The organism is Achromobacter sp. ACRQX (genome assembly GCF_022346505.1).
In the GTDB taxonomy this organism is placed as follows: domain Bacteria; phylum Pseudomonadota; class Gammaproteobacteria; order Burkholderiales; family Burkholderiaceae_B; genus Achromobacter; species Achromobacter animicus.
This window is the reverse complement of record NZ_JAKRML010000007.1, coordinates 157,532-176,914: the sequence shown is the minus strand read 5'-3', so window position 1 is coordinate 176,914 and position 19,383 is coordinate 157,532. Positions and strand designations below refer to the sequence as shown.

Here is a 19,383-nt window from a genome sequence, read left to right as displayed (position 1 = left end):
TTCCGGACGCTGGACCCGAGCGCATGTGGGCTCGGGCCGGCCTACAAGCCGAGCAGGCTTTCGCACAGGCGCGGCGACTTCAGTTTCTGCAGCCACCACTTCATGGCCTCGCCGGGCGGCTCCGCCCGCCACGCGTACGCCACGTGTTCCGTCAGGGACATGCCTTCATCCGTTTCGCACACCACCAGCAACCCTTGCGCAAGGTAAGGCGCGGCCAGCGTCAGCGGCAGATAGCCGCAGCCCAGGCCGCGCACCTGCGCGTCGATCTTGGCCTGCATCGACGGCATCACCAGCGTCGGCTGCTCCGACAGGATGCCGCGCGACTGCACGGGCAGGTTGCGCGAGGTATCGGCAATCACCACGGCGCAGTAACGCGTGATGTCCGCGCGGCTGAGCGGCTGCGGCAATGAGGCCAGCGGGTGATTCGCCGCCACGCAGAATCCGAACTGCATCACGCCGATCGCTTGTGAACGATACGGGCCCGTGGGTTCGCCCGCCGCGCCCGCGCCGATCACCAGGTCGGCGCGGCCCGACGTCAGGGCGTCCCAGTTGCCGCTCAGCACCTCGGTGGAAAAGCGCAGCGTCGTGGCGCTGCCCACCGCATGGAATTCGTCGATCAGGTCGTAGATGGGCCGCCACGGAATCACGGCACTGACGGCGATGCGCAGTTGCACTTCCCATCCCGTGGCAATGCGCTTGACCCGGCTGGCCAGCTCGTCCAGCGACTGCAGCAGATGCCGCCCATCCTTGAGCAGCGCTTCGCCCGCCGGGGTCAGCAGCGCGCGGTGCCCCGAGCGGTCGAACAGCAGCACGTCCAAGCCGTCTTCGAGCTTGCGGATGGAGTAGGTGACGGCGGAGGGCACCTTGCCCAGTTCGCGCGCCGCCTTGGCAAAGCTGCCGTGGCGTGCGATCGCGTCGACAAGGACAAGAAGTTCCGGGGTGATGGGCTGCATGTCAGAGAGCGAAGAACGGGTATTCAAATAATTTGAACGAAGTCATCAAAATATAGCGCCAAAACCGAGGGGCAAGGCGCGCAGAATACCACTCATGCCGGGGATGCAGACAAACGGCAAGGCAGAAAGCCAGCCAGGATGCACCCCCTAATCATTCATATTATTGAAACAGGAGTTCAAGATGCTTACGATTCGCCGCGCTGCAGAACGGGGTCATGCCAACCACGGATGGCTTGATTCGTTCCACACCTTCTCCTTTGCCAACTACTACGACCCGGCTCACATGGGCTTCGGCGCGCTGCGTGTCATCAACGACGACCGCATTGCGGCCGGCCGCGGCTTCGGCACGCACGGCCACCGGGACATGGAGATCATCACCTACGTGCTGGACGGCGCCATCGCCCACAAGGACAGCATGGGCAGCGGCTCGGAAATCCAGCCGGGCAACGTCCAGCGCATGAGCGCCGGCCGCGGCGTGATGCACTCCGAGTTCAACCCCCGTCCCGATGCCGAAACGCACATGCTGCAGATCTGGATCGAGCCGAACGTGACCGGCATCGCGCCGGAATACGAAGAGCGCGCCTTCAGCGACGAGCAAAAGCGCGGCCGTCTGCAAGCCCTGGTGACGGGCGACGGCGCTGACGGATCGATGACGATCCATCAGGACGCCCGTCTGTACGCCGGTCTGTTCGACGGCGACGAGTCGGCCTCGCTGCCGCTGGCTGCCGGCCGCCGCGCCTGGGTCCACGTGGCCCGCGGCAGCGTGACGGTCAACGGCGCCGCGCTGAATGCCGGCGACGCCCTGGCGATCACCGACGCGGCCAGCGTCGAGGTGTCGGGCGGCAAGGACGCCGAAGTGCTGGTCTTCGACCTGGCCTGACGCCAACTGCCGGGCGGATCCTGGAATCCGCCCGGTTTCACACAATACCGGCCGCGAGGCCATTAAGATGGCCCCAGGCCTACCCATTGCGGAGCATTGCACCATGTCGACCCTGTCCCAAGCCGGCGAAAGCCAGATCGAAACCGTTGTGGTGCCGCGCACCAGCGACTTGGGCGGGTTTTCCGTCCGCCGCGCCATTCCTTCCATGCAGCGCCGCAGCGTCGGTCCGTTCGTCTTCCTGGACCAGATGGGACCGGCGGACTTCGACGTGGGCGCCGGCATCGACGTGCGTCCCCATCCGCACATCGGCCTGTCCACCGTGACGTACCTGTACGAAGGTTCCATGGTCCACCGCGACGGCGCGGGTCACACGCAGACCATTCTGCCGGGCGAAGTGAACTGGATGACGGCCGGTCGCGGCATCGTCCATTCCGAACGTTCCTCGCCGGAAAGCCGGCTTGCGCCGCAGCGCCTCTGTGGCCTGCAGATCTGGGTCGGGCTGCCCAAGGCGCACGAAGAGACCGATCCTGGGTTCACGCACTACGGGCTGGACGCGCAGCCGGTGATCGAAGGCGAGGGCGTGCGCGCCCAGGTCGTGGCCGGTTCGCTGTTCGGCAAGACCTCCTCGGTCAAAACGCTGTCGCCCCTGTTCTATGGCGACCTGCAACTGCAGGCAGGCGCGACCACGGTGCTGCCGGCCGAACACGAAGAGCGCGCCGCCTATCTGGCGCAGGGCGAGGTCGAAATCGACGGCCAGACGTACGAAAGCGGGCGCCTGGTCGTGTTCGCCCCGGGCAAGCCGGTGCAGATCCGCGCCAGGACGGCCGCGCGGTTCGCGGTGCTGGGCGGCGAGCCGCTCGATGGCCCGCGCTTCGTGTGGTGGAACTTCGTGTCCAGCAGCAAAGATCGCATCGAACAGGCCAAGCAGGATTGGCAACGCACGCGGTTCGATCAGATCGTGCCGGGCGATGAGACCGAGTACATCCCGCTGCCGGAAGCCCGCGCCTGAGCGGGGCGGGATGACAATGCGTGATGGGGGGGATGTAATGCCCCTCATGATCGTGTAACTTTTATTGTTTATTTTTGAGGGTTACACTGGCGCCGGAGATCATCATGAACACCAGCCACGCACCCGAATTCCGCCAACTGGGCGACCACGTCGCCCTGGATCTGATCAACACCGTCGAGCAGAGTAGCGCCGGCCCGGTCGACCGATGGCAATCGGACGCGGACGTGGCGGGCTGGCTGGCGCTGGCGGGATTCGCCGCCGCGCAGGGCCCCGCGCCGGCCGGTCTGCTGGAAAGCGCCCGCGGCCTGCGCGAAACCGTCCGGGAATTGGTCGCCCAGCGCAAGGCGCACGCGCCCTTGGCGCTTTCCGCGTTGAATCGCGCCCTGGCGGCGGGGGGCAGTCACCTCGAGCTTGCGCCGGCAGACGATGGCAGCCTGGTGGTGTCGCGCCGTTATCCCTCGCAAACCGCAGCACAGTGGTTGCTGCCGGTGGCCGAGGCGGCGGCCGACCTGCTCGCGTATGGCGATTTTGGATTGGTGCGCAAGTGCGAAAGCGATGCGTGCTCGCTGTGGTTCTACGACAGGACACGGTCGCACAAGCGGCGGTGGTGCAGCATGGCGCTGTGCGGCAACCGGCATAAGGTGGCGGCGTTCCGACAGCGCGAGGCCGCCGACGCCAGTGCCAAGGCGAAATGACAACGATCGATGGTTCTCAGCCCGGCTCATGCCGGGCTTTTTCATTGTTGGCGTCGGGTTGATGTGGGAGCCGGGCGGCCCGCACCGCCACATTCCAGCACCGCATCACACGCCGATTCGATGTTGAGTAACCTGTAAACAGCCTATTGACAGGTTACGTAAAATGCGTAGACTGTGCCGTGAAGCTTCGAAATCCCATCGTCATTCCTTGCCCGAATACCGGAGATCCTCATGACCGCCCAGCCCGACAACACCGTCCATTACCGCCATGCGCAAGCCGACGGCCTGCGCTTCTTCTATCGCGAAGCCGGCGACCCGCAGGCGCCCGTGCTTTTGCTGCTGCACGGCTTTCCCACGTCTTCGCATCAGTTCCGCAACGTCATCCCGCAACTTGCCCAACACTTTCGCGTCATCGCGCCCGATCTGCCCGGATTCGGCTTTACCGAGGTTCCGGCCGAGCGCGGCTACCGCTATACCTTCGACAACCTGGCCAAGTCGCTGGAAGCGTTTGTCGACGAACTGGGGCTGACCCGCTACGCGATGTATTTCTTCGACTACGGCGCGCCGACCGGCTTGCGGCTGGCGGTGGCGCACCCCGAGCGGGTGACCGGTCTGGTTTCGCAGAACGGCAACGCGTACCTCGACGGCCTGGGCGACGCGTGGGCCCCCATCCGCGCCTATTGGAACGACCCGTCGCCCGCAAACCGCCAGACCATTCACGATGCCATCCTGAACTTCGAAGGCACCAAGTGGCAGTATGTGCACGGCGTGGCCGACCCGGACAGCGTCGCGCCCGAAGGCTATACGCTGGACGCGGCCCTGCTTGAACGGCCGGGCAACAAGGACATTCAGCTCGACCTGTTCCTGGACTATGCGAACAACCTGACGCAATACCCCGCGTTCCAGGCGTTCTTCCGTCAGGCCCAGGTGCCCACGCTGGCGATCTGGGGCCGCAACGATCCGTTCTTCATTCCGCCGGGCGCCGAGGCCTATCGCCGCGACAACCCGGATGCCGTGGTTGAACTGCTGGACACCGGCCACTTCGCGCTGGAAACTCACGGCCACTACATCGCCCAGCGCATCATCGATGTGTTGGGGCGCTGACCGGCGGGGGCGGCCTGATGGTTGCCCCGGCCGGATTTCACGGCAGGAGCCCGCATGACGCGCCACTTTGACGACATGCAGCTGGGCAGCATCGAGATGTTCTGCCTGGCTGCGGAACTCAGCAGTTTCACGGCCGCCGCCAATGCTGCGGGCGTCACGCCGGCAGCCGTCAGCCGCAGCGTCTCGCGGCTGGAGGCGCGGCTGGGCATTCGGCTGTTCGTGCGCAGCACGCGGCATATCCGGTTGAGCGACGAAGGGCGTGCCTACTTCGAGCAGGTGCGCCCCGCCATTGCGCAATTGGTCGACGCCGAACGCCAGGTGGGCGGGCAGGGCGCGGCGGGGCGGCTGCGCATCAGCCTGCCGACGCCGTATGCGCATTACCGCGTTCTGCCGCTGCTGCCCGCATTTCGCGACAAGTATCCCAACGTGGACGTGCACGTCCACATCAGCAACCGCAATGTCGATTTCGCCGATGACGGTTACGACCTGTCGGTGCGCGGGCGCGCGCCCGACGACTCGGCGCTGATCGCGCGCAAGCTGGAGGACGCGGAACTGGTGGTGGTCGGCGCGCCGGATTACCTGCGCCGGCGCGGCACGCCGCAAACGCTGGAGGATCTGGCTGCGCACGAATGCATCCAGTTCGACCGGCCCAGCAGCGGGCGGCGCATTCCGTGGACATTTCAGGTGGAGGGCGAAGCGGTCGACATCGTGACCGACGGCGCCTATGGCACGGCCGAGGATGTACTGGGCGGCGTGACGCTGGCCCGTGCGGGTGCGGGTCTGTTCCAGACGTATCGCTTCGTGGTCGAAGACGATCTGCGCGCGGGCAGGCTGACCGAGGTGCTGCAGCAACATGGCGGCAGCACCCGGCCGTTCGTGTTGTTGTACCCGCATGCCCGGCACATATCGCGCCGTGTGCGGGCGTTCGTCGATTTCCTGGTCGACAAGCTGGCGGACTGAGCGGAGTCAGACGCCTTTCAACTGCGCAATCACCACCAGGATCACTGCCGCGTTGCCTGGCTGCTGCGCAACCGAATTGGCGGTGCGCGCGTGGCCGGCTTTCTCGCCCAGCACCCGTGCAAACAGGCCGGACGCGCCATCCAGCACGGCGGGCTGATCCAGAAAGCCCGGCGCGCTGGCGACATAACCCTCGACGCGGACAAGGTGGTCCAGCCGGTCGAAGCTGCCGGTGTGCTGGCGGATCTGCGCCAGCACGTTCAGCGCGGCCAGTTCCGCGGCCTGCCGGCCCTGGTCAACGGTCAGCTCAGCGCCGACGCGGCCCTGCCACACCACGCGCCCGTCGCGCAACGGCAATTGGCCCGAGATGAACAGCAGGTCGCCCGCCTGGCTGACGGCGGTGTACTGGCCCAGCGGCTGGGGCGCGGGCGGAAGGATCAGGCCAAGTTCGGCCAGTCTGGCTTTAATGGACATGGTGGGTCTCTCGAGGTGAGGACGCCCGCCGCACGGCGGGCGGTCGTGGTGATGCTACCAATGACCTGCAGCGGCGCCGCCATCGACCGGAAGGATCGCGCCGGTGGTGTATGCCGAATCGGTCAGATAGGTAACCGCACCGACAATGTCGTCCACCTTGCCCATGCGGCCGGCAGGCTGCAACGAATTCAGAAAGCCGAACGTGGCCGGATCGTGCATCGGCGTCTCGATGATGCCGGGCGCCACCGCGTTGACGCGGATGTTCCGGTCAGACAGTTCTATTGCCAACGCCCGCGTGGCGTGATTCAGGCCGCCCTTGATCAGCACGGGCAGCAGCGCCGGGACGCGGCTGCTGGGCTGCATCGCGATGCTGGCCGTGATGTTGACGATGTGGCCGTCGCGGTATTCCGACATGTGCGCGGCGGCCTGCTGGGTGATGTGGAAGAAGCCCTTCAGGTTCGTATCGATGATGCGGTCCAGGTCTTCGTCGGTGTAGTCGCCCAGGGGCTTGGGAATGAAGATCCCCGCGTTGTTGACCAGCACGTCGATGCGTCCGAACCGCTCGGTGGCCTGGCGCACGATATCGCGGGCAGTGCTGGCCAGGGCGATGTCGCCGGCCACGGCCAGGAAGCGGTCCGGCAAGCCCAGGCCTTCCTTAGCCAGGCGCTCGGCGGCGGCGTTCAGGCCTTCCTGGCTGCGGGCGTTGCCCACCACGTTGTCGCCGCGGCGCAGGTATTCCTGCGCCAGGGCAAATCCGATTCCGCTGGACGCGCCCGTGATCACTACAGTCTTGTTCGACATTTCAATACTCCGGTTTGGCATTTGAGGGTGCCTGCGCGCTCAGACAGTGAGACGAACTATAGGAGCGGGCGCGCAGGCGATAAACGCCCGCGGCGGAACATGAATTGATACCTGGCGGAATAAGCGAGGCGGATCGCGCTGTGCGACGCCGCTGTCCGGCGATAAGATGCGCTACCCGTGCATAACGACAAACGGGAGGGAGACATCATGCATCGCTACACCCACAATGCGCTGCGCGGCCTGGCCGCGCTGGCGTTGATCCAGGGCGCCGTGCCCGCGCACGCCGCCGGCTATCCGGCCAAGCCCATCACCTTCATCGTGCCGTACACCGCGGGCGGCACGACCGATCTGGTCGCGCGCACGGCGGGCCAGAAAGTGGCCGAAAAGCTCGGGCAGCCGGTCATCGTCGAGAACCGTCCCGGCGCAGGCGGCAACATCGGCATGGACGCCGTCGCCAAGGCCGCGCCGGACGGCTACGTCATCGGCTTCGGCGCGATATCCACGAACGCGCTCAATCCGTTCGTGTACCCGAAAATGCCGTTCGATCCGACCAAGGATTTCACGGGCATCAGCATGCTGGGGGCGTCGTCCGTGGTGCTGGAGGTGGGCCCGTCGGTGAAGGTGGACAGTGTCAAGGACCTGGTCGCGTACGCCAAGGCGAATCCCAATACGTCGTACGGCACGCCCGGCACGGGCACGTCCATGCACCTGGCGGGGGTGATGTTCGACCAGTCGACCGGGGCCGGCATGCAGCACGTGCCCTACAAGGGAAGCGCCCAGGCGTTGAACGATCTGCTGGGCGGACACTTGCCGGTCATGTTCGACAACCTGCCCGCGTCGCTGCCGCACATCAATGCGGGCAAGGTCCGCGCGCTGGCGGTCACCGGCAGCAAGCGCGCGCCGGCGTTGCCCGACGTGCCGACGCTGGCCGAACTGGGGTATTCGGGCGCGGTGGTGGATCCGTGGTTCGCGGTCTATGGGCCCGCGGGCATGTCGCCCGACGTGACGCGCGTGCTGAGCGACGCCTTCCAGGCGGCGCTTGCGATGCCGGACGTCAAGGACAAGCTGGAGAAAGCCGGCTTCATGCCTTATGGCTCGTCGCCGCAGGAAGTCGAGCGGCTGACCCAAAGCCAGCACGAGGCCTTCAAGGCCTTGTCGCAGAAGGTGAAGCTGTCGGCGGATTGATCTGCAGTGCGGGGCATGCGGGACGCGGGGGCGCCGAGGTCCGCGCGGGCCTCGCAGGTCCCGCTACCGGCCGCGCGCCAGCGCCTGTTCGCGCTGTTCTTCAAGCGCTTCACGGCGGATGAAGTCGCGCACGAAGGTGTCGGCCGGGTTGTGGTGCAGGTTGTAGGGCGTATCCCATTGCGCGATGCGGCCCTTGGCCATCACCCCGATGCGGTCGGCGATCGCGAACGCTTCGGCCTGGTTGTGCGTGACCAGGATCGCGGTGTGGCCTGTGGTCTTCAGGATCTCGCGCACCTCGAAGGCCAACCGCTCGCGCGTGTCCACATCCAGGTTTGAGAACGGTTCGTCCAGCAGCAACAGGTCGGGCGAGGGCGCAAGCGCGCGGGCCAGGGCCACACGTTGCTGCTGGCCGCCGGAAATCTCATGCGGATAGCTGTTGGCGGCGTGTGCCAGGCCGACCAGTTCCAACATCTCTTCGACGCGGCGGGCGCGGTCCGGACGCGGCAGCTTGCGCAATCCGAACGCCACATTCAGCGCCACGGTCAGGTGCGGAAACAGCGCGTAGTCCTGGAACATCATGCCCACGCGGCGCAGCTCGGGCGCGACCTGTTCGGTGGGCGACGAGATCACCGTGCCGTCCAGCAGGATGCGGCCGGCGCGCACCGGCTCGAACCCGGCAATGGCGCGCAGCACGGTGGTCTTGCCGCAGCCGGACTCGCCCAGCAGGCAGCCGATGTGGCCAGCGGGAAGGCCCAGCGACAGGTCCTGCACGATGGGTTTCAAGCCAGCGGGTGTGTCGTAGGCCAGGGAGATGTGGTCGATTTCTAGCAGATCGGGCACGATGATCAATGTCCCATTTTCAGATTGGTGCGCGCCAGCAGAATGACCGGCAGCAGGCCGGCCAGCACGATGGCCAGCGCGGCCACGGCGCCTTCTTCATACGTGCCGCGCGCGGCTTCCGCGTAAAGCCACGTGGCCAGGGTGTCGAAATTCATGGGGCGCAGCAGCAGGGTGGCGGGCAGTTCCTTCATGGCGTCCACGAACACCAGCAGCGCGCTCGCGGCCAACGCGGGCCGCAGCAACGGCAGGTGGACGCGGCGCAAGGTGCCGCCGGAGGTTTCGCCAAGCAGGCGCGACGCTTGTTCCAAGGACGGCGGGATGCGAGCCAGGCCGGCTTCCAGCGCCCCGGTGGAAATCGCCAGGAAGCGGATCGCATAGGCGCACACCAATGCGCCCATCGAGCCCATCAGGAACAGGCCCGTGCCGCCGAACACCCGTGCGACCGCGGTGTCGATCCACACGAAGGGGGTCAGCAGGCCGATGGCCAGCACCGTGCCAGGCACCGCGTAGCCCAGACTGGCGATGCGCGCGCAGGCGCGGCCCGGATTGAAGCCGGCGCTTTCGCGCAGGGTGCGGCCCGCCCACGCAACGATCAGCCCGCAGAGCAGGGTGACGACCGTGGCGCTGGACGCGACGATCAGGGTGTTGCTCAGGCCGCCGATCAACTGGTCCGAAACGCCGCCCACCAGGTGAAGCCGCTTGTAGGTTTCAACGACCAGATACAGCGCCGGCGCGACAAACCCGATCAGAACGGGAATCCAGCCCAGCACGGCCGCGACGGCAGCCGCCGCGCCACGCAGCCGACGCGGCTGCATCGGGCGCATGCGCTGAGTGTTGGCGTAGCGCTGCCGCTTGCGGCCGTGGCGTTCGAGCAGAATCAGCCCGATGACGATCGCGAGCATGGTCAGCGCAATCTGCGCGGCGCCAGCCAGGTCTGAACGGGTGACCCAGGTGGTGTAGACGGAGACGGTCAGCGTTTGCACGCCGAGAAATTCGGAGGCCCCGATGTCGTTCAGGGTTTCCAGCAGCGCCAGGCTCACGCCCACCACGATCGCGGGACGGGCCAGGGGCAGGGCGACGCGGCAGAACACCGCCACGCGGCCCGCGCCCAACGTGCGGGCAGCTTCGAGCAGGCTGGCGGCCTGCGTCATGAACATGACGCGGGTGCTCAGGTAGACATAGGGGTACAGCACGAAGCCCAGCACGAAGATCGCGCCGTAGATGGAGCGCAGATCGGGCAGGCGGAATTGGCGCGGGCTGTCGAAGCCGAGCATGGCGCGGATCGCCGACTGGATGGGTCCGATGGGGTGCAGCAGGTCCAGGTAGGCGAACGCGATGATGTAGGTGGGCACCGCCAGCGGCAGCAGGAGCGCCCAGGTCAGGACCCGGCGCGTGGGAAACTCGTACGCGGTCACCAGCCATGCCGCGCCGGTGCCAAGCAAGGTCACGACGACGCCCACTCCGGCCAGCAGCATGACGGTGTTCGCGAAGGCCTGCGGCAGCACATAGCTGGCCAGATGCTGCCAGTGTTCCAGGCTGCCGCCCATCGCCCACCAGCCGAGCGTCAGTACCGGCGCCAGCACCGCCAGCGCGATCAGGGCCGCGCCAACCAGCCAGCCGGTTCCGCGTTCAGACCAGCGCAGCCGCAGCGGCGTGGGCAAGGATTGTGTGTGCATGCTTCAAAGTCGGTTGCATCAATGGCAAGGCCTGTTCCCCCGGAAAAGCGGGAACAGGCCCTACGCGTTGCGCCCGGTGCCGGGCGCTCGCGTGTCACTGCATCAAGGTCACGCCATGCCCGAAGGCACGGCGGTCCGGCAGCTTATCAGTTGTCGAAGCCGACCTTGTCGACCAGTTCGCTGGCTTGCTTGCGATGCTTGGCGATCTCGGTCAAGGGCAGGGGATCGACCTTCAGTTCGCCGAAGCTTGCGATCACCGGGTCCAGCTTCACGCCCTTGCGGACGGGGTATTCGTAGTTGGCCTGCGCGTACAGGGCTTGGGCCGGTTCCGACACCAGGAAGTCCAGCAGCTTGACCGCGTTGGCCTTGTTGGGGGCGTGCGCCGCGACGGCCGCGCCGCTGACGTTCACGTGCGTGCCGCCGCTCTTGGCATTGGCGAAGGTCGGGCGGATGACCTTGATGGCATCGCCCCACTTGCGCGCGTCGGTGCCGGGCTCGGCGTTCTTCATGTGGCCGACATAGTAGGCGTTGGCCAGGCCGATGTCGCAGATGCCGCCCAGAATGTCGCGCGCCACGTCGCGGTCGCCGCCGGCGGCCTTGCGGGCCAGGTTGGCCTTGACGCCGCGCAGCCATTTTTCGGTGGCCTCGGCGCCGTCATGCGCGATCATGGAAGCGACCAGCGCGGTGTTGTAGGGGTGCTGGCCGGAACGGATGCAGACCTTGCCCTTCCACTTGGGATCGGCCAGATCTTCGTAGCGGAAGGATTCCAGCTTCAGGTCCTTTTCCACATACAGCACGCGGTCGCGCAGCGACAGGGCGTACCATTTGCCATCGGCGCCGCGCAGGTTGGCGGGAATGACCGAATTCAGCGTGTCGGACTTGACCGACTGCGTCACGCCGCCGTCCACCAGATCCAGCAGATTGCCGATATCCACCGTCATCAGCACATCGGCGGGCGACTTGGCGCCTTCGGCCTTGACGCGTTCCAGCAGACCGTCCTTGACGAAGACGGTGTTGACCTTGATGCCGCTTTCCTTGGTGAAAGCATCCAGCAGCGGCTGGATCAGCTTGGGTTCCCGGGTGGTGTACAGGCTGACTTCCTCGGCGGCGTTGGCCGACACGGTGAAGGCAGCGGCGCCGGCGAGCGCTAGCGCGCGCAGCAGGGAATTCAATTGGGGACGCTTGATCATGAAGGAACTCCAGCTAGGGCCGAAACAAGTGTTGCCGCACGGCTCCGCCTTAATTCGAGGCGCGCCATTGCGAAAAACGGTCTGCTAACGAAAATGATTATCAAGTGAGAACGCGACAATAACAGGAAGCATTGCGCCGTTCAACTAGCAGTAAGTGTTGGGTTCAAGACGTTGATCCCCGTCAAACTGGAATAAGGGTATTACGGAATAATGAGAGCAGTTATCATCAAGACCCTGTAGAATAGGGACAACCCTAATGCCGACCGCGGCCTTTTTTTTGCGGTTCGGAATGACCTCGCGGCACAGCCGGGCTTCGCCCGACCACGATCCGCCCTTACTGAATACGACATGGCTGCTTTCAACACTGAGCGCGTACTTAGCGTGCACCACTGGAACGACACCCTGTTTTCCTTCACCACGACGCGTGATTCGGCCTTGCGGTTCCACAACGGCCACTTCGTGATGATCGGCCTCGAAGTTGAAGGCAAGCCGCTGCTGCGGGCCTACAGCATCGCCAGCGCCAACTACGAAGAAAACCTCGAATTCCTCAGCATCAAGGTGCAGAACGGCCCGCTCACGTCGCGCCTGCAGCACTTGAAAGAAGGCGACACCATCCTCGTCAGCCGCAAGCCGGTCGGCACCCTCGTCGTCGACGACCTCAAGCCCGGCAAGCATCTGTTTCTGTTCGGCACCGGCACCGGCCTCGCGCCCTTCATGAGCATCATCAAGGACCCGGACGTCTACGAACGCTTCGACAAGGTCATCCTGGTGCACGGCGTGCGCTGGGTCAGCGAACTGGCTTACGCCAACTACATCGAAAACGAACTGCCGAACAACGAATTCTTCGGCGACATCGTGCGCGACAAGCTGGTCTACTACCCCACCGTGACGCGCGAACCTTTCCGCAATCAAGGCCGCATCACCGAACTGCTCGAAAACGGCAAGCTGTGCGCCGACATCGGCATTCCGCAAATCAACCCCGAAACCGACCGCGCCATGATCTGCGGCAGCCCGCACATGCTGGCTGACATCAGCGCCATGCTCGATAGCCGTGGCTTCGCGGTGTCGCCGGGCGTGGGCCAGCCGGGCGACTACGTCGTCGAGCGCGCCTTCGTGGACAAATAAGCCAAGCGGTTCCGGCTTTCTGGTTCAAAAAAAACCCATCGCAAGCGATGGGTTTTTTGCTTTGGTGCGCCTGGTGTGAATCACTCCGGCTGAATGCCCGCCTTCTTGATGATGTCGCCCCACTTCTTCGATTCCGCTTGCTGGAACTTTGCCAGCTCGTCGGGTGTCGACGACGCCGCGTCCGTGCCGGTCTGCGCGTAGAACTGCTGAGCGGGCTTGGCCTTGGTGGCATTGACCAGCAATTCGTTCAGGCGCTTGACCACGTCGGGCGGTGTGCCGGCCGGCGCATAGGCGGCAAACCAGTAGCCCATCTCGTAGCCGGGCACGCCGGCCTCCGAAATGGTCGGCACGTCGGGCGCCAGCGGCGAGCGTGCCTGGCCCGTGACGCCCAGCGCACGCAGCTTGCCGGACTTGACCTGCGGCAAGCCCGTGGCGGTGTCGGTGATCATCATGTCGATCTGGCCGCCCAGCAGGTCGGTGACGGCGAGCGGATTGCTCTTGTAGGGAACGTGCAGCAGTTGCACGTCGGCCATCTGCTGCAGCAGTTCACCGGCGATGCGGCTGCTGGAGCTGCCGCTGCCAAAGCTCAGCTTGCCCGGCGACTGCTTGGCCTGGGCCAGGAAGTCGCCCACCGTCTTGGCGGGCGAACTGGGATTGACGACCATGATCTGTCCGCCCTTGCCCAGCAGCGTGAGGGGCGCGAAATCCTTGACGGGATCGTAGGTCAACGACTTGTACAGGTGCTCGTTGGCTGCATGTGTGGTGTTGGTGGTGATCAGGACCGTGTAGCCGTCGGGCGTTGCGCGCGCGCCGGCTGCCGCGCCGATCATTGCGCTGGCGCCGGGCTTGTTCTCGATGACGACGGCTTGGCCCGTTTGTTCGGTGACGCCCTGGCCGATGGCGCGGCCGATCTGATCGGTGGCGCTGCCGGCAGCGAACGGGACGATGAAGGTGATGGGCTTGGTCGGGAATTGCGCCATGGCCGAAAGGGGCAGGGCGGCGGCCAACAGCAGGGCCAGCCGGCCCTTGGTAGCGATGCGCATGTGTGTCTCCTGTGGTGTTTTTTTATCGGAACTGCAAATCAGGCGGCCGCGGGACGGTCGCCGGGTATGTCTGGCAGACGGCTCGCCAGCGCTGCGCCGACCTCCACCGTCATGTCCAGCAATCTGAAAGACAGGCTCTTGCCGTGCGTGTCGAGGTTCAGCGCGTCATTGACGCCGCCGTCCAGCACGCCCTCCAGCACGAAATTCATTGCGTTGAGCATCGGCAGCGCATAGCGTGTCACACGCTTCGGATGGCGGTACGCGAACCACTGTGCGACGCGCGCTTCGGTCACTTGCGCGGCCAGCACGTCATAGCATTCGGGATCCCAGGCGATGAGGCTCAAGTTGGAGATATCTCCCTTGTCCCCGGATCGGCTGTGGGCCAGGCGGTACAGCGGCACGGCGAGCAAAGTCTGGTTCATGGCGCGATCTCCTCCAGGAAGTTCCAGCCGCTCTTTACGGCTTCGCGGGGAATGGTGCAGGACATCATGTTCAAGCGCGGGCGCAGCGCAGTGCGCACGCCGCCGCCGCCGGCCGGGCCGCAGGTATAGAGCGCGGTCACTTCGCGCAATACCCGTTCAGCCTGTGCGCGATCGGCGTTTTCGGTGGCCAGGCGCAGCCGCACGTCGCGGGCATGGCTGTCGGGCAGCGCGCGGCGCATCTCGCCCGCGTCGTCGCCCAGGATGCTGATCGCGCCGATCAGGTCCGCGCGCAGCTTGTAGTCGGCGCCCAGGCGCTTTTGGACGATATCTGCCGCGAGCCGTGCTCGGGCTTCGGCCTGCACGCCCGCATATGAAATCTCCGCTTCAGCCAGCCAGCCGCCGCGATAGCAGACGTTCACCTTCAGTTCGTCGGGCCGGGCGTGACCCGTAATGCCATGGACCGCAACCCGGTTGCCGCCCAGTTCGACGACACGCGCCTGGCTCAGGTCCGCCACCACGTCTGGGGTCAGATACCGAGCCGGATCGTGGACTTCGTACAGCAATTGTTCTTTCACGGTGCGCGCGTCTACGGCGCCGCCGGTGCCATCGGCCTTGCCGATCACGAATTCGCCGTCGGCCTGGATCTCGGCGATGGGGAAACCGGCCGCATGGACGTCCGGCACTTCCTTCAGCCCCGGCACGCAGAAATAGCCGCCGGTCACCTGCAGCCCGCATTCGAGCATGTGGCCGGCCATGGTGGCACGTCCCAGACGCGGCCAGTCGGCGGGATCCCAGCCGAAGTGCGCCACTGCCGGTCCCAGCGTCAACGACGGGTCGGCCACGCGGCCGGCCACGACGATCTGCGCGCCGGCGGCCAGCGCCTCGGCGATTTCGGTGGCGCCCAGATAGGCAGTGGCGCTCACGATGTCCAGGCCGTCCAGTGCGGCGCCCAGTCGATGCGCCAGCAGGTCGCGATGCTCGGCGCCGTTCAGCGCGTCGCCATACACGACAGCGATGCGCGGAACCGGCAAGCCTTGTTCACGCGCCAGCTCGGCAATACGGCGCGCGGCGGCGGGCGGATTGGCCGCGCCGAAATTGCTGACGATGTTGATGCCGTGGCGCAGGCAGTCGCCCAGGACCGGACCCACCAGTTCGTCCAGCAGGGGTTCATAGCCGCGGTTCGGATCGTCGTTGCGCGCAAGCTGCGCCAGCGCCAGCGTGCGCTCAGCCAGCGTCTCGAAGATCAGCGTGCCGCCGCCTTGGGCGGCCAAGGTGCGGACCACGGCCGCGGCGCCATCGGTGCGATCGCCGGAAAATCCGGAGGCGCAGCCGATAAGCAAGGGAGATTGAGGCATGAGCAGTCCAGGCGCGTTCAAGGGGTTGGGACGACTATAGGCAAGGCACGATCATCCGTAAAATAGAAAAATCGGATTGATTAATACAAGAAAGCCATGAATCTATCGTCCCGCCAATTGCGTGCCTTCGTGGCGCTTGCGGATGAACGGCACTTCACGCGTGCCGCGCAGCGCTGCCACCTGACGCAGCCGGCCTTCAGCGCGTTGATCCGTTCGCTGGAAGACAGTGCCGGCGTCCGGCTCTTTGATCGCAGCACGCGGCATGTCGAGCTGACTGCCGAAGGCCGCGTGCTGGACGCGACCGCGCGGCGCCTGCTGGCGGACATGGACCTTGCAATGGGCGATTTGCGGGATATGGCGGACCGCCGGCGGGGCAGGGTGACGCTGGCCGCGCTGCCGTCGCTTGCGGCGGGGTGGCTGCCGGATCTGCTGGCGCGCTTCCGGCAAGATCATCCTGGCATCGCGCTGGACCTGCGGGACGCCTTGCTCGATCCTTGCCTGGACATGGTGCAGAGCGGGGTGGCCGATTTTGCCGTGGCCTCGAGGCGGCCTGACATGACCGATCTGGATAGCGAATTCCTGCATGCCGACCGCTACTTTCTGGTGTGCCGCGTGGACCATCCTTTGGCGGACCAGCCTCGCGTGCGGCTGCGCGACGTGCTGCGGCACCCGATCATCCAGCTTGCGCGCGGCAGCAGTGTGCGCAAACATCTGGACGAAGCGCTGGGCGCCGAGGCGCCCCTGCCGGTTTTCGAGGTCGAGCATCTGGCGACCGTCACGGGTCTTGTGCGTGCGGGGCTGGGTGTGTCGGTCGTACCCGCGATGACGCTTTTTCACTTTCGCAGCGCCGACCTGCGTGTCGTACCGTTGGCGGGCCGCGCCTTGACGCGGCCGCTGTATCTGGTGCGCCGTAAAGGACGCAGCCTGTCCGTGGCCGCGCAGGCACTGGCCGAACTGCTGATTGCGCATCGTGGCGATATCGGCGGGGCAGGGCATCCGCCGGCTGCGCAGGACCAGTCCTAAACCCTCTTTACGGCGAACCGCTACTTTCGCAAAAGTCTATTGCTGGATAAACTCCGATAGTTGTAGCTTCTATCCGTCACCAGAAGGATTCCGCCCATGAGCAAGCAAATCATTCATACCGACACCGCGCCCGCCGCCGTCGGCCCTTACTCGCAAGCGGTTGCCGTCAGCGGCACCAAGACTGTCTATCTCTCGGGCCAGATCGGCCTGGAGCCTGGCACCGGCGACCTGGTCTCTGAAAACTTCGACGCGCAGGTGCGTCAGGCGTTTGCCAACATGCAGGAAGTCATCAAGGCTGCAGGCGGCACGCTGGAAAACGTGGTCAAGCTCACGCTGTTCCTGACCGACCTGGGCAAGTTCACGGCGGCCAACGCCATCATGGCCGAGATCATCCCCCAGCCGTTCCCGGCGCGCTCCACGATCGGCGTGGCCAGCCTGCCCAAGGGCGCACAGTTCGAAGTCGAAGCCATCATGGTCCTGTAAGGCGCGCCCGGACGTTTCATTTCAGGGGTTCGTTCCTACATGCCGGCCGCAGCCGTGGCCTCCAAGCGTACCGGCGCCGACAAGAACGGCGCCGGCAAACCGATGACGGATACGGAGCGCAAGCTTCGTAACCTGGGTTTGGTGCTGCCCGAGGACTTCGTGCTGCACCTGCCGCTGCGCTACGAAGACGAAACACGCGTCATCCCGATCAGCGCGCTGCGCCCCGGCTTTGCCGGCCAGGTCGAAGGCGAGATCACCAAATCCGAAGTTCTGTACCGGCCGCGCCGCCAGCTCACCGCCACACTGGCGGACGACAGCGGCGAACTGCAATTGCGCTGGCTGAACTTCTACCCCAGCCAGCAGAAGCAAGTGACCGTGGGCAAGCGCCTGCGCGCCCGCGGCGAAGTGCGTGGCGGGCTGTTCGGCCGCGAGATGGTGCATCCGCGGCTGACCAATGCGGATTCGCCGCTGCCGACTGCTCTTACTCCCGTTTATCCCACTACCGAAGGGCTGCCTCAGCCGGCCTTGCGGCGCGCCATTGCACAGGCGCTGAACACTGCTGACCTATCCGACACGCTGCCCGAGGAGGCTCGCGCGCGCTACGACCTGCCGCCGTTCGAGCCCGCCATCCGCGCGCTGCACACGCCCGCGCAGGGCGAATCCGAACAGGCCCTGATGGATCGCGTGCACCCGGCATGGCGCCGCATCAAGTTCGACGAGCTGCTTGCGCAGCAGCTCTCGCTCGCCGCGGCGCGTGCCGCACGCCGCATCAAGGAAGCCGAATCGCTGCCGGTGCAGAACGGCGCAGGCGGGCTGGTCGCACGGCTGTACGAAACACTGCCGTTCAAGCTGACTGGCGCGCAGCAGCGCGTCGTGGAGGAAATCTCGGCGGATCTGGCCAAGCCGTATCCCATGCACCGGCTGTTGCAGGGCGACGTGGGCAGCGGCAAGACCGTCGTGGCGGCCATCGCGGCGGCGCAGGCCATTGCGGGCGGGGCGCAGGTGGCGCTGATGGCGCCCACGGAAATCCTGGCCGAGCAGCACTTTCGTAAGCTGGTGTCCTGGCTTTCCCCCCTGGGCGTGAACGTCGCGTGGTTGAGCGGCAGCCTGACCGCGAAGGCCCGGCGCGAAGCCGCGGCCGCCGCTGCCGACGGCAGCGTGCAGCTTGTGGTCGGCACGCAGGCGCTGATCCAGGATCACGTCGAGTTCCACCGGCTGGGCCTGTCCATCGTCGACGAACAGCATCGCTTTGGCGTCGGCCAGCGTCTTGCGCTGACACGCAAAGGTGAAACCGTGCGCGGCCGCATCGTGCCGCATCAGCTCAACATGAGCGCCACGCCCATTCCGCGCACGCTCGCCATGACTTTTTTCGCCGATCTGGACGTCTCCGTGATCGACGAGTTGCCACCTGGCCGCAGCCCCGTCGTGACCAAGCTGGTCTCGGACGCGCGGCGCGAAGAGGTTATCGCCCATATCGCGCAGGCCGCGCGCGGCGGCCAGCAGGCTTATTGGGTCTGTCCGCTGGTCGAGGAAAGCGAAGCCCTCGAATTGCAAACCGCCGTCGACACCTACGAAGGCATGCGGACCGATCTGCCGGACCTGCGGATCGGACTGGTGCACGGCCGCCTGCCGCAGGCCGAGAAGGCCGCCGTGATGCAGGCATTCCGCGACGGCGACATCGACCTGCTCGTCGCCACGACCGTCATTGAAGTCGGCGTGGACGTGCCGAATGCGTCGCTGATGGTGATTGAACACGCCGAGCGCTTCGGCCTTGCCCAACTTCACCAGTTGCGCGGGCGCGTGGGGCGGGGCACGGCCGAGTCCGTGTGCGTGCTGCTCTACCAGACGCCGCTTTCGCAGGTTGCGCGCGAACGGCTGCGTGCCATGTTCGAAACGTCCGACGGCTTCGAGATCGCCCGGCGCGACCTGGAACAGCGCGGCCCGGGTGAATTCCTGGGCACACGTCAGTCGGGCATGGCGCTCCTGCGCTTTGCCGACTTGGAGACCGACGCCGCGATCGCCGAAGACGCGCGCGACGCTGCCGTGTGGTTGCGCGCCGAACATCCCGCCGTCGTCGAGGCCCATCTGGCCCGCTGGATGCGTGGCCGCGAAGACTTCCTGCGCACCTGACATGCGGCCCATCCACTCTCTTGAATCCTCAAGCGCCG

General features: G+C 65.9%; 19 protein-coding genes. 10 read left to right on the top strand and 9 right to left on the bottom strand.

All coding sequences use genetic code 11. The annotated features are described in order from the left end of the window. Positions 1–41: 41 nt before the first annotated feature. Positions 42–953 carry a LysR family transcriptional regulator gene (locus MHZ91_RS09265; RefSeq protein ID WP_175121665.1) on the bottom strand — a complete coding sequence of 304 codons (912 nt, stop codon included), beginning with the start codon at positions 951–953 and terminating at the stop codon, positions 42–44. A gap of 181 nt (positions 954–1,134) precedes the next feature. Between MHZ91_RS09265 and MHZ91_RS09260 the strand changes: the two genes are divergently transcribed. The 5 genes from MHZ91_RS09260 (at position 1,135) to MHZ91_RS09240 (ending at position 5,601) form a co-directional block, all read left to right on the top strand. Continuing rightward, positions 1,135–1,833, top strand: coding sequence for a pirin family protein (locus MHZ91_RS09260; RefSeq protein WP_239213412.1), 699 nt, complete (start codon positions 1,135–1,137; stop codon positions 1,831–1,833). Positions 1,834–1,936: 103 nt separating this feature from the next. Further along, positions 1,937–2,842 (top strand): pirin family protein, encoded by a 906-nt coding sequence (locus tag MHZ91_RS09255; RefSeq protein WP_175136602.1) that lies wholly within the window; start codon positions 1,937–1,939, stop codon positions 2,840–2,842. A 104-nt stretch (positions 2,843–2,946) separates the two neighbouring features. Next, positions 2,947–3,537, top strand: coding sequence for an ABATE domain-containing protein (locus tag MHZ91_RS09250; RefSeq protein ID WP_239213411.1), 591 nt, complete (start codon positions 2,947–2,949; stop codon positions 3,535–3,537). A gap of 231 nt (positions 3,538–3,768) precedes the next feature. Beyond that, positions 3,769–4,641, top strand: coding sequence for an alpha/beta fold hydrolase (locus MHZ91_RS09245; RefSeq protein WP_239213410.1), 873 nt, complete (start codon positions 3,769–3,771; stop codon positions 4,639–4,641). Between the two features lie 54 nt (positions 4,642–4,695). Next, positions 4,696–5,601: a LysR family transcriptional regulator gene (locus MHZ91_RS09240; RefSeq protein WP_239213409.1), complete on the top strand. Its 906-nt coding sequence runs from the start codon at positions 4,696–4,698 to the stop codon at positions 5,599–5,601. A 6-nt stretch (positions 5,602–5,607) separates the two neighbouring features. Here MHZ91_RS09240 and MHZ91_RS09235 read toward each other — a convergent pair whose 3' ends face one another. Next, complete coding sequence (locus MHZ91_RS09235; protein ID WP_239213407.1) at positions 5,608–6,072, bottom strand: RidA family protein; 465 nt, start codon at positions 6,070–6,072, stop codon at positions 5,608–5,610. 54 nt (positions 6,073–6,126) lie between these two features. Further along, positions 6,127–6,873: an SDR family NAD(P)-dependent oxidoreductase gene (locus MHZ91_RS09230; protein ID WP_175121658.1), complete on the bottom strand. Its 747-nt coding sequence runs from the start codon at positions 6,871–6,873 to the stop codon at positions 6,127–6,129. Between the two features lie 207 nt (positions 6,874–7,080). Here MHZ91_RS09230 and MHZ91_RS09225 point away from each other — a divergent pair, with 207 nt between their 5' ends. Then, entirely contained in the window at positions 7,081–8,058 is a 978-nt protein-coding gene (locus tag MHZ91_RS09225; RefSeq protein ID WP_239213405.1) for a tripartite tricarboxylate transporter substrate binding protein, read from the top strand. A gap of 63 nt (positions 8,059–8,121) precedes the next feature. Here MHZ91_RS09225 and MHZ91_RS09220 read toward each other — a convergent pair whose 3' ends face one another. The 3 genes from MHZ91_RS09220 to MHZ91_RS09210 form a co-directional block, all read right to left on the bottom strand. Next, a complete protein-coding gene (locus MHZ91_RS09220; RefSeq protein WP_218343727.1) occupies positions 8,122–8,898 on the bottom strand; it encodes an ABC transporter ATP-binding protein in 777 nt (258 codons plus the stop codon). A 5-nt stretch (positions 8,899–8,903) separates the two neighbouring features. Then, positions 8,904–10,574 carry an iron ABC transporter permease gene (locus MHZ91_RS09215; protein ID WP_175121655.1) on the bottom strand — a complete coding sequence of 557 codons (1,671 nt, stop codon included), beginning with the start codon at positions 10,572–10,574 and terminating at the stop codon, positions 8,904–8,906. A gap of 146 nt (positions 10,575–10,720) precedes the next feature. Next, positions 10,721–11,764 (bottom strand): Fe(3+) ABC transporter substrate-binding protein, encoded by a 1,044-nt coding sequence (locus MHZ91_RS09210; protein WP_105238804.1) that lies wholly within the window; start codon positions 11,762–11,764, stop codon positions 10,721–10,723. A 348-nt stretch (positions 11,765–12,112) separates the two neighbouring features. On the opposite strand from MHZ91_RS09210, the gene MHZ91_RS09205 reads away from it, so the two are divergent. Then, on the top strand, positions 12,113–12,889 hold the full coding sequence (locus tag MHZ91_RS09205; RefSeq protein WP_175121654.1) for a ferredoxin--NADP reductase: 777 nt from the start codon (positions 12,113–12,115) through the stop codon (positions 12,887–12,889). Positions 12,890–12,969: 80 nt separating this feature from the next. Here MHZ91_RS09205 and MHZ91_RS09200 read toward each other — a convergent pair whose 3' ends face one another. Genes MHZ91_RS09200 through MHZ91_RS09190 form a run of 3 tightly spaced genes read right to left on the bottom strand, consistent with a single transcriptional unit; the run spans position 12,970 to position 15,709 of the window. After that, entirely contained in the window at positions 12,970–13,932 is a 963-nt protein-coding gene (locus MHZ91_RS09200) for a tripartite tricarboxylate transporter substrate binding protein (RefSeq protein ID WP_175136599.1), read from the bottom strand. A gap of 38 nt (positions 13,933–13,970) precedes the next feature. Continuing rightward, positions 13,971–14,354: a hypothetical protein gene (locus tag MHZ91_RS09195; RefSeq protein WP_175121652.1), complete on the bottom strand. Its 384-nt coding sequence runs from the start codon at positions 14,352–14,354 to the stop codon at positions 13,971–13,973. Beyond that, the gene (locus MHZ91_RS09190; RefSeq protein ID WP_239213404.1) at positions 14,351–15,709 is read right to left on the bottom strand and encodes an acyclic terpene utilization AtuA family protein; all 1,359 of its coding nucleotides are present in this window, start codon (positions 15,707–15,709) and stop codon (positions 14,351–14,353) included. Before MHZ91_RS09190 ends, MHZ91_RS09195 begins: the two co-directional genes overlap by 4 nt. Positions 15,710–15,805: 96 nt before the next feature. On the opposite strand from MHZ91_RS09190, the gene MHZ91_RS09185 reads away from it, so the two are divergent. The 3 genes from MHZ91_RS09185 to recG all read left to right on the top strand — a co-directional run bounded on the left by MHZ91_RS09185 (position 15,806) and on the right by recG (position 19,345). Continuing rightward, the gene (locus MHZ91_RS09185) at positions 15,806–16,732 is read left to right on the top strand and encodes a LysR family transcriptional regulator (RefSeq protein WP_175136596.1); all 927 of its coding nucleotides are present in this window, start codon (positions 15,806–15,808) and stop codon (positions 16,730–16,732) included. A 96-nt stretch (positions 16,733–16,828) separates the two neighbouring features. After that, entirely contained in the window at positions 16,829–17,215 is a 387-nt protein-coding gene (locus MHZ91_RS09180) for a Rid family detoxifying hydrolase (RefSeq protein ID WP_056561027.1), read from the top strand. A 39-nt stretch (positions 17,216–17,254) separates the two neighbouring features. Beyond that, the gene (gene recG / locus MHZ91_RS09175) at positions 17,255–19,345 is read left to right on the top strand and encodes an ATP-dependent DNA helicase RecG (protein WP_239213403.1); all 2,091 of its coding nucleotides are present in this window, start codon (positions 17,255–17,257) and stop codon (positions 19,343–19,345) included. Positions 19,346–19,383 lie beyond the last annotated feature (38 nt).